We start from the raw sequence: 9,527 nt of genomic DNA, 5'->3' as shown, positions 1-9,527 counted from the left end.
GCCCGTCGCCCGTCGCCCGTCGCCCGTCGCCCGTCGCCCGTCGCCCGTCGCCCGTCGCCCGTCGCCCGTCGCCCGTCGCCCGTCGCCCGTCGCCCCTCGCCCCTCGCCCCTCGCCCCTCGCCCCTCGCCCCTCGCCCCTCGCCCCTCGCAAACGAGCGAGGCAAGAACTCGCAACGCTCCTCAGCCGCCTGACACCTTGGCGAGTTGTCCACACCCCGCCCGGCTTTCCACAGCCCCTCGACGCAGCTCCTGCTGATCATGCCCAACCGGTAGACTGGCCTCGGGGACGCCCCCCGGGAAGGGTGGGGGCCGGGCTGCGCCCGGTGGGGGGTGCGGTAAGAGTTGGCGGTTGGGTTGGCGAGTGCGGGTGGCGATTGGTTGTGTCGGCCTGTGACCTGGTCGGTTTGGGTCTGCGGACCGTGCGGGGTGACTGAGTCGAAGTTGGCGCTGATCGCCAGGGTGAAGGCCTGCTGAGGGGACGGTGCGGCGCTGCTCAGGCCGTGGGGAGCAGCAGGACCGTGGCGATCGCTGCGATGCCCTCGCCGCGGCCGGTCAGGCCTAGGCCGTCCGTCGTCGTGCCTGACACGGACACCGGGCCGCCCACAGCGGCCGACAGGGCCTCCTGGGCCTCCGTCCGCCGTTTGCCGATCTTCGGTTGGGTGCCGATGACCTGGACCGCCGCGTTGCCGACTCGATAGCCGGCCGCCTCGATCCGGGTACGAACCTCGCCGAGCAGTACTACCCCGTGCGCGCCTGCCCAGCGCGGGTCGCCGGTTCCGAATACGGCGCCCAGGTCGCCCAGTCCCGCGGCGGACAGCAGGGCGTCGCACAGGGCGTGTGCGGCGACGTCGCCGTCTGAGTCGCCGAGGCAGCCGGGGGTGTTGGGCCAGTGCAGGCCCGCGATCCAGCACTCGCGGTCTACGTCGATCGGGTGAACATCGGTGCCGATGCCGACTCTCACGGGCGCGCTCCGGTGGACAGCACCGATTCGGCTATCGCCAGGTCAAAGGGGGTTGTGATTTTCATCGCATAGGCGTGGCCGGGGACGGTGGCGACCGGGACGCCGATCTTCTCCACCAGGCCCGCGTCGTCCGTCGCCGAGTCGCCTGCCTCGGCGTATGCCCTGGTCAGGGTGTCGACGTCGAAGCCCTGCGGGGTTTGTACGACGCGCAGCGCGGCTCGGTCGGGGGTGGCGAGGACGGTGCCCGTGAAATCAACCTGTTTGACCGTGTCGGCCATCGGGAGTACCGGGATCACGGCGGGGGCGCCTGCCGCGACCGCGGCCACCACGGATCGGATCACCTCGGCCGGCGTGAACGCGCGCGCAGCGTCGTGCACCAGCACCACGCTGATGTCGGGGATGACCTTGGTAGCGTGCCGCAGGGCCAGCCGGACCGACTCGGTCCGATCGGTGCCACCGGGTACGACGTCGGCGGCCAGACCGGCGCTCCGCAGCAGGTCAGCGGTGCTCTCCACCTCGTTCGGCGGGGCCGCGACCACGACATGCCGCACGCAGCCCGCGGTGAGCAGGCCGCGCACGGCATGGGTGAGCAGAGCGGTCCCGCGAACCGGGACCAGTGCTTTGGGCACGCCGAACCCGAGGCGTTCGCCCCGGCCCGCCGCGGGGACCAGGGCCACCGCGACCGGGTTGGTCGTGTCCAGGTGAGTCGTGCCTGTTGGAGGTGTCATGCATGTCTCAGTCGGGCCGGGTCCAGCCCGGTCGGGACGTGCGGTCTCAGACGGTCGCGGTGGCCAGGACTTCGTCCAGCAGGACCTCGGCCTTGTCCTCGTCGGTACCCTCGGCCAGCGCCAGCTCGCTGACCAGTATCTGCCGCGCCTTGGCCAGCATCCGCTTCTCGCCTGCGGACAGGCCGCGATCCTTCTCCCGCCGCCAGAGGTCTCGCACCACTTCGGCCACCTTGTTCACATCGCCGGAGGCGAGCTTCTCCAGGTTGGCCTTGTACCGACGCGACCAGTTGGTCGGCTCCTCGGTGTGCGGAGCGCGCAACACGTCGAACACGCGGTTGAGGCCCTCTTGGCCCACGACATCCCGCACACCGACGATCTCGGCGTTGTCTGCGGGGACGCGAACCGTGAGGTCGCCCTGCGCGACCTTGAGGACGAGGTACTTCTTCTCCTCGCCCTTGATCACGCGGGTCTCGATCGCTTCGATGAGTGCGGCACCGTGGTGCGGGTAGACGACGGTCTCTCCGACCTTGAAAACCATGTGTCCTCTGCCCCTTTCGCTATCCCCAGCTTAACACGAGTCCCACCACCCAGGAGATGAGCCCGTGAACGTCTGTGCAGGTCAAGGGCCAGATCAGGGAACAGTCGGGGGTTGACAAGAGACGCGCGCGCGTACTCAGCCCGGCTGAGCCGCACGCGAGCGGGCATGTCGATCTCCGGCCACCGGCCGAGGTGAGACCGACGACACCTGGTGGGTGATTCCGTGCCCGCGCGCGGGTGCGGGCACCCGGCCCGACTAGGCTCCTGTGCCGGTAGGTGAAAGTCCGCTATTGACGCAGGAGCACCAGTGAGCCGTGCACAGCAGAACCCGACCGGACGGTTGCGCCTCGGCGTCGCAGGCCTCGCCGCGGTCCTGGCGACGGCGGCGTGCAGCTCGGGCCAGATCACCCAGACCGACTCGCAGCTCCCCGCGGTGAACGGCGCGCTCGCCCAGGCGGGCAACATCGCCATCCGCGACGCGATGCTCGCCTACCCCGCCGACGGTTCGTACGCCGAGGGCTCCGACGCCCCGCTCACGCTGTCGATCGTCAACTCCGCGGGCACCGCCGACAAGCTGGTCGACGTCTCCAGCCCCGTCGCCACCTCCGTCCAGGTCGACGGCGACGTGAACCTGCCCGGCCGCACCGCCGTGGTCATCGGCGAGGTGGGCAAGACCGCCGACGGCAAGTCCGTCGCCCCCACCACGCCGACCCCATCGACCACCACGACCACCACCCCGTCGACGACCAGCGCCGCGACCACCACCGGCAAGCCGTCGTCCACCAGCTCCGCCCCGACCACGACGACCACGGCGACGACCACCACCGCCCCCACGACGACCACCACCGTCGAGCTGGGCAAGGGCAAGATCGTGCTGAAGGGCCTCACCCTGCGGCTTTTCCCGGGCAAGACCGTCCCGGTGACGTTCGTGTTCCAGCAGGCGGGCCCGGTCACCGTGAACCTCCCGATCGCCGCGCCGACCGGGTCCCGCGAGGGCTGAGTGTCGGTCCCGGCCCGTACCGTGCGCTGAGTGGTCACCAAGTCCAACTACCGCTGCGCCGAATGCGGCCACACCGTGGCCAAGTGGTTCGGCCGCTGCCCCGAGTGCCAGACCTGGGGCAGCCTGGAGGAAGTCGGCGCCCCCCGGGTCAAGGTGGCCGCGGGCGCGCCCAGTTCCCCGGCCCGCCCCATCGCCGAGGTCGACATCGAGTCGGCCAAGGCCCGCCAGACCGGCGTACCCGAGCTCGACCGCGTCCTCGGCGGTGGCCTGGTCCCCGGCGCGGTCGTCCTGCTGGCCGGTGAACCCGGCGTCGGCAAATCCACCCTCCTGCTGGAAGTCGCCTACCGCTGGGCCGCCCGCGACGGGGATTACGGTCCAACCCTGTATGTGACCGGGGAGGAGTCGGCAGGCCAGGTCCGCCTCCGCGCCGAACGCACCGGCAACGTCCACAAGTCCATGTTCCTGGCCGCGGAGAGCGACGTCGCATCGCTGCTGGGGCACGTCGACGCCGTATCGCCGGGCCTCTTGGTGGTCGACTCAGTACAGACGATGTCGTCTCCCGCCGTAGACGGAGCCCCTGGCGGCGTCACCCAGATCCGCGCCGTCACAGCCGCTCTTGTCGCTCTCGCCAAGGAACGCGGCCTCCCCGTCCTGCTGGTCGGCCACGTCACCAAAGAGGGTTCCATCGCAGGCCCCCGCGTACTGGAACACCTCGTCGACGTGGTCCTCCACTTCGAAGGCGACCGCCACTCCGCCCTGAGGTTGTTGCGCGGCATCAAAAACCGCTTCGGCCCCGCCGACGAGGTCGGCTGCTTCGAGTTGGTGGACCGTGGCATCGTCGGTGTCCCAGACCCTTCCGGCCTCTTCCTCAACCGCCGCGACACCGGCGTCGCCGGAACAGCCGTGACCGTGGCCGTGGAAGGCAAACGCCCCCTCCTCGGCGAAGTCCAGTCCCTCGTCGCCAAATCCCACCTCGGCACCCCCCGCCGCGCCGTCTCCGGCCTGGACTCCGCCCGCGTGGCCATGGTCCTCGCCGTCCTGGAACGCCGAGGCGGCATCCGCCTGGGCGACGCCGACGTCTTCACCGCCACCGTAGGCGGCATGAAGATCCCCGAACCCGCCGCCGACCTCGCCATCGCCCTCTCCGTCGCCACCGCCGCCCGAGACGTGGCCCTCCCGCCCGACCTGGTGGTCCTCGGCGAAGTCGGCCTGGCAGGCGAAGTCCGCCGAGTCAGCGGCGTCCGCGCCCGCCTCACCGAAGCCGTCCGCCTGGGTTTCACCAAGGCCCTAGTCCCCCTCGACTCCGGCGACATGCCCGACGGCATCGAAGTCCGCCCCATCACCGACCTCGCCTCCGCCATGCACAACCTCCAAGTCCTCCGCGCCTAACAACCACCCCACCAACCCGCCCCCTTCGCAACAGCGAGAACCACCCCTGCCACCCCGCACCGCCACCCAACAAACCACCGCACCACAACCCACCACGACCAACCAGCACCGCGCGCCTCAAAACCCGCCCTAAATCGACAAAGGCCGCCAGCCCACCCCGCGCGCCTCGAAACCCGCCGATCCCAACCGCCCGTTGTGGTGAAGTTGTTTTGTTTGGGGGAAGCGGTGGCCTAAGCCGGCAGGCGGGTAAGGCCACGCTTTCCAGCGGCCCCGCCTTGTAGCCTTACCCAGGCCACCGCTAGGGGCCCCAAACAAAACAACTTCACCACAACGGGCACCCCCGCTTTATCTGGCGCCCAAGCGCCGGCGTCGCCAAAGGCGACCAGGCCGACCCCCGAGGAGCAGCCGAGGCCCAGTGACTACCCCTCCTCGTCCCCCGCCCGATCCTCCAAATACCGCGTATGATCCGCCTGCCTCCGCACATCATCCGCAAAGAACGCCGTACTAACCGCTTTAGCATCCGCTTCAAGCAATCCCAACTGAGTCCCTAACTCCTCAGCGGGCCCCTTCTTCCCCACCGACATCCACCAAGGCAGATTCAAATACCCCTCAACCGCCAACGGAATATCCGTCCGAATCAGCCGAATCAAACTGTGCCCAGTCTCCGGATCTCCAGCCAGTTCAGCGGGCCGATCCAACGCGGGCCGCAAATAGTCGGCAATTCGATCGAGTTGAGCGAGTGTCCCCTCCGGCAGCCGCGACTGGGCAGCCGTCACTTTCGCCAGCAACGCGTCCAGATCAGACCTCAACGCCGCAGCCTCGGCAGTGGGATCCACTGTGAGGCGCACCCGCTCCGGCGGCCCCACCAACGCCCCCGCCGCATACAGCACAACCACAACAGGCACCCACAAAACCCCGGTCACCAGCCCGCTGAAGTGCAGGCCAACCCCAACCAGCCCACCCACGCACCCCGCGAGGTTCTTGGTGGACCCGAGGTACTCACTGATAGCCACGGATCTCCTGAAAGACGTGCTGCAGATCAGAATTACGCGCGTCAAACGCCTTGCCGCCGGTAACCCGCGCAAGGGTGTTCATCTCGTCCTGGCTACCCTCACCAAACAGAATCGGAAAAATCGGCACCCCCTTGAGCCGAGCAGACCGCCCCGCCAGGGCCTGCTGAAACCCCGCCAGGTCAGTCCCGTTGTTGTTCTCCCCATCAGTCATCAGCACGATCGAGGTGAAACGCCCACTGTCAGGCTCACTCGCGAGCAGGTCGTACGCGCGATTCAGGCTGTCGTAGATCGCCGTCCCACCCCCCGCGCTGAGCGACTCGACCGTAGACTTGATCCGATCGAGCTCAGCCTGCTGCCCGGTCTGCGGAATCGTGAACGATATCGGCTGGCTCGGCGTCGTGTTGAACGGGATGAACGTCACCTCTTCGCGCCCGTGGAACCGCCGAAACCGCCCAACAAGGTCATTGCTAGCGCCGGTGAGCCCAGACAACGCCGAGCGCAGCCCATCAATCCGATCGCCTTCCATGGACCCCGAGGTGTCCACCACATAGACTGTCCGCGACGGCCGCCGAATCTGATCGAAGTAGGCCGACAACAACGCGTCGAAAGCGTCCTGCGTAGCCGGGAACGGCAGCTCGACCAACGTCTGCCCACCGAACTCCGGCGTCAGACCCACATTCGGGATCGCGGGCCGCCGATGCGTCCGCGACATGATGTCGCGCTGCACATCAGGCACCCGCAGGTAGTCGGTCAGCTTCTGGTGATCGTTCCGCGCCGCCTCACTCGCCGATGTCAACAAGGTCAACGGGTAGTCGGCGGTGACCACCCCGTCCGACGGATAAATCAGCGACAACGGCTCAGGAAGCGAACCAGAAGCGTTCAACGTCAGCAGGACCGACTCATAATTGATCAAGCCGTCGATCTTCTGCCCGGGATCCTGCCCGGTCGCGCGTCGCTGGTACGCGTCGGACAGCCATCCCGACGATCCCGCGCTCATCGCCTGCGCCGCGAAGAACTTCTTCAGCTCCGGGGTGACCGCGCCGACCTGGGCCGCGCTGATCGCCGACCCGGTGCCCGCCAGCGCGGACGCGACGCCGACCAGCGCGGAGAAGCCGGAGTTGGAGGCGGACGGGTCGGTCATGCCGTAGCTGAACTTGCCCGCCTCGGCCGCCTTCGCGATGTCCGACCAGGTCACCGGCTTGCCCGCCCAGCCGAGCGCCTCCGCCTTCGACTTCGCCAGGCCCAGCACCACCGGCGAGTTCATGATCTTGACCTGGTTGCCCAGCCTGCGCGCGGCGTCCGGGATGGCCTGCGGGTAGCGGTTCGACGAGAACCACACCGCGTCGTACTTGCCGTCCGCCTTCCCGCTGGCCAGCGTCTCCGAGCCCTCCAGCGTGCCGGTGAAGGTGAACTCGACCCGCACACCGGTCGCTTGCGCGGCCTGGTCCAGGATCGGCTTGAGGTCGGCCAGTTCGCTGCCCGCGAGGATGCGCAGCTTCCCGGGTTCCGCCTTGCTCTCCGCCGGTGTGTCCTCCGACGAACACCCGGTCAGCACCAACGCGATGGCCGCGATGCCCGCGATCAACCGCTTCACTGTCGTCCCCCGATCTCACCGTCGTGCGAGCGGCGCAGGTGCCCCTCGGCGCGCCGCAACTCCCCGGTCAGCGCCGCGACCGTGGTCGCCATGCTCTGCGTGGCGCCCGCCCGGAACTCGTCCACCGCGTCGATCGCGCGGAAGATCTGGTCGAACGACTCGCGGATGGTGGCGACACCGACCGCCGGGTCGGTGCTCGCCTGCTGAATCTGGTCGCTCTGTTTGGCCAACAATCCGCTGTTCACCCGCATCAGGTCGTCGGTCGTGCCACGCAGCGCGTCGATCTCCTCCTGCGCGGCCCGCTGGTTGGCCAGCGCGCCGCTGATCACCAATGCGATACGCAGCGCGGACACCGTCGTCGAGCACGCCCGCTCGACGCCGCGGATCAGCTCGTCGTTGTTGCGGCGCAACAGGTCCAGCGCGAGATAGCCCTGCGCGCACACGGCGAGTTGAGTGAGCACGTCCTGATGTCGTTGGCGGACCGGCAACAGCACGTCGGACCGCAGCGATTTCGCGGCCTCCGGGTCGGCGTAGTCGAGCACGCCCGCCTGTCGGTCCACCGCGCCGTCCAACGCCTCGGCGAATGTCGCCGCCTCCGCCAACTTGCCCATGTTCTCCCAGAGCCGCGCCCGTTCCCCCTTGATCGAGGCGTTGTCGCGGCGGAGTTGGTCCTGGCGCGACCGGAGGTCGACGATGAGCAGGTTGATCGGCGTGTTCGCGGCCTGGTACCGCTCTAGAAGGCGTTTTCCCTGGTTTCCCAACGGGATCAGGCCCAGAAGTTTGCGTTGGGTGATAATCGGGTCGAGTTCCGTCACTGTGCGACGCAGCTCGACGAGGCTCGTGGTGATCCGTTGTTCCGGCCCGGAACGCCTGCCCTGAGCGCCCGCCAACGCGTCCACCGAACGGTCCAGCAGGTTCGACGCGATACCCGCCGCGACCCGCATGTCCGATTCACCGACCGAGAGGATCCCGTCGACCTTGTCGGTGAAATCCGGCGAACGCGGGTCGAGCGCGACCAGTTCCGCGGTGAACCGCTCGGCCCGTTCCTCGGCGGCTTTCCTGGTCGCGTCATCGATCGGGATGAGTCCCGCGGCGCGGTCGACCGGAACGGGGTCGACCGGATCAGGCGGGCTCAACGCCAACTCGTTCACCGGTACTGCTTCCCTATCGCGTCGAGCATGCGCTCCAACGTCTCGTAACTGGGCGGCTCCACCACGTCGACCAGGTCGGTCGGCACGGCGAGCTTGTGGTCGGCCACCAGTTGGGTGAACACCTTCGGGTCACTGGTGCGGAACCCGAACTGGGCGGCCAGCTTCACCAGCTCCGGATCGGTGCTGAGCAGCCTGCCGACCTGGTCGCCCGCCCCCTTGAGCGGGATCAGGGTGTGCTTGGACAGCACGGTCGGTGACGGGTAGAGCAGCCGCATGGTGGGCTGTATCGAGCCGTCGCCGCGCACTTCCCGGTCGACGTACTGCGATTCGTAAATCATCACCAACGGCGATTTGCCCATGCCCGCGGCGAGGTAGTCCTCGAACGGCCCTTCGCTGCTGTTCTGCGTGTAGCCCTGGTCGAGGAACAGCTTCGTCATCTCCGGCAGCACCTTCGCCTCGGCCTCCGGCGTGCTGACCACGTTGTTCCCGTTCGCCACGAAGGACGCCGCGGACAGGTACATCGCGGCCGAGTTGGAGTTGCGCGGATCCGTCGTGGTGATCAGCACGTTCTTCCGCGCCGGGTACGCCGTGTTGTTCGGCAGTTGGTCCCAGCGCGTCGCTTTCCCGGTCAGCTCCAGGTATTTGGCGATGTCGAGCACCTGGTAGTTCCCCGGCCCGTTGCGCACGATTCCCTGCGCGGTCAGCAAATCGACGATCGGCGCGAACGTGGCCACCGCCATCGGCGAGAAGAACGGCGTGTAGACGGTGGTGATCTTCTTGTCCTGCTGGATTTTCTGTGCCGCCGGAGTGGACGACGGGAACGCGAAGTCGTACCGCGAGAGGTCCACCGTGGTGGCGATTTGCCGGGAACCGGCGGAATCGAACTCGACCTTCAGCCCGTGGCCCGCGAAGGCCCGCACGACCCGCTCGTCGGCGAAGAACGCCGCCTTCTCCGACCCGCCCACCCCGTGCACCGTCGCCACCTGCGGCTGCGCCGGGCCGTCGTCACCACCGGACTGGATGATGATCGTGACCACCACGGCCGCCAGCAGCACCACGGCCAGCCCGATGCTGATTCGACGTTTCACGCGCCCCCTCCTCGCCCTTGTCCATAGGACGCCGGCGGGTCACCCAGCAAGATGAACCCAGCATGA

9 protein-coding genes are annotated in these 9,527 nt (G+C 68.3%); 2 read left to right on the top strand and 7 right to left on the bottom strand.

The window, feature by feature from the left end; genetic code table 11:
- Window positions 1-493: 493 nt before the first annotated feature.
- From ispF to H504_RS0123465, 3 genes are read right to left on the bottom strand one after another with little or no spacing between them, the layout of a single operon-like run.
- Window positions 494-961: a 2-C-methyl-D-erythritol 2,4-cyclodiphosphate synthase gene (ispF, locus tag H504_RS0123475; protein WP_026424770.1), complete on the bottom strand. Its 468-nt coding sequence runs from the start codon at window positions 959-961 to the stop codon at window positions 494-496.
- Complete coding sequence (gene ispD / locus H504_RS0123470) at window positions 958-1,689, bottom strand: 2-C-methyl-D-erythritol 4-phosphate cytidylyltransferase (RefSeq protein WP_051386182.1); 732 nt, start codon at window positions 1,687-1,689, stop codon at window positions 958-960. The genes ispF and ispD overlap by 4 nt, the downstream gene beginning before the upstream one ends.
- 46 nt (window positions 1,690-1,735) lie before the next feature.
- Window positions 1,736-2,227, bottom strand: coding sequence for a CarD family transcriptional regulator (locus tag H504_RS0123465; RefSeq protein ID WP_018682461.1), 492 nt, complete (start codon window positions 2,225-2,227; stop codon window positions 1,736-1,738).
- Between the two features lie 306 nt (window positions 2,228-2,533).
- Between H504_RS0123465 and H504_RS0123460 the strand changes: the two genes are divergently transcribed.
- Together H504_RS0123460 and radA are read left to right on the top strand one after the other, a co-directional pair.
- Window positions 2,534-3,226 carry a hypothetical protein gene (locus H504_RS0123460; RefSeq protein WP_051386181.1) on the top strand — a complete coding sequence of 231 codons (693 nt, stop codon included), beginning with the start codon at window positions 2,534-2,536 and terminating at the stop codon, window positions 3,224-3,226.
- 30 nt (window positions 3,227-3,256) lie between these two features.
- Window positions 3,257-4,615 carry a DNA repair protein RadA gene (radA, locus tag H504_RS0123455; protein ID WP_026424767.1) on the top strand — a complete coding sequence of 453 codons (1,359 nt, stop codon included), beginning with the start codon at window positions 3,257-3,259 and terminating at the stop codon, window positions 4,613-4,615.
- A gap of 419 nt (window positions 4,616-5,034) precedes the next feature.
- Here radA and H504_RS0123450 read toward each other — a convergent pair whose 3' ends face one another.
- Genes H504_RS0123450 through H504_RS0123435 form a run of 4 tightly spaced genes read right to left on the bottom strand, consistent with a single transcriptional unit; the run spans window position 5,035 to window position 9,461 of the window.
- Complete coding sequence (locus H504_RS0123450; protein WP_342668793.1) at window positions 5,035-5,628, bottom strand: hypothetical protein; 594 nt, start codon at window positions 5,626-5,628, stop codon at window positions 5,035-5,037.
- The gene (locus H504_RS0123445; protein WP_035305645.1) at window positions 5,615-7,222 is read right to left on the bottom strand and encodes a VWA domain-containing protein; all 1,608 of its coding nucleotides are present in this window, start codon (window positions 7,220-7,222) and stop codon (window positions 5,615-5,617) included. The genes H504_RS0123450 and H504_RS0123445 overlap by 14 nt, the downstream gene beginning before the upstream one ends.
- Window positions 7,219-8,373 (bottom strand): toxic anion resistance protein, encoded by a 1,155-nt coding sequence (locus tag H504_RS0123440; protein ID WP_026424764.1) that lies wholly within the window; start codon window positions 8,371-8,373, stop codon window positions 7,219-7,221. The genes H504_RS0123445 and H504_RS0123440 overlap by 4 nt, the downstream gene beginning before the upstream one ends.
- Entirely contained in the window at window positions 8,370-9,461 is a 1,092-nt protein-coding gene (locus tag H504_RS0123435) for a hypothetical protein (RefSeq protein ID WP_026424763.1), read from the bottom strand. Before H504_RS0123435 ends, H504_RS0123440 begins: the two co-directional genes overlap by 4 nt.
- Between the last annotated feature and the right edge of the window lie 66 nt (window positions 9,462-9,527).

The organism is Actinokineospora inagensis DSM 44258 (assembly GCF_000482865.1).
Lineage (GTDB): Bacteria > Actinomycetota > Actinomycetes > Mycobacteriales > Pseudonocardiaceae > Actinokineospora > Actinokineospora inagensis.
This window is presented reverse-complemented; position numbering and strand designations above follow the sequence as displayed.